The 367-nt window shown below is 73.0% G+C and carries 1 protein-coding gene; it reads right to left on the reverse strand.

Annotation, left to right across the window (positions count from 1 at the left end; translation table 11 throughout):
- On the reverse strand, positions 1–367 hold a 367-nt coding region (locus AC1DYG_RS20785), incomplete at both ends, for an AMP-binding enzyme (protein WP_477641720.1).

Below are 367 nucleotides of genomic sequence, written 5' to 3' on the forward strand. Positions count from 1 at the left end.
GTCCAGCACGATGACCACGCTGGGCACCATGTAGTCCGGCAGCGACGACGCCACGTGGGCGCGCACCGCGGCCGGGTCGACGACCGCACCCTCCAGCGGCACCACGTACCCGATCAACCGGGCGATCGACCCGTCCCGGTCGGCGACGACGGCCGACTGGTTGACGCCCGGGCTGTCCGCGAGCGCGGCGATGATCTCGCCCAGCTCGATGCGGAAGCCCCGGATCTTCACCTGGTCGTCGACGCGGCCGAGGAAGTCGATGTTGCCCTCCGGGCGCCAGCGCGCCAGGTCACCCGTGCGGTACATCCGGCCGGGGCCGAACGGGTTGGCGACGAAGCGGCCCGCCGTCAGCGCCGGCTTGCCGAGG

The organism is Pedococcus sp. P1_H8, assembly GCF_056405175.1.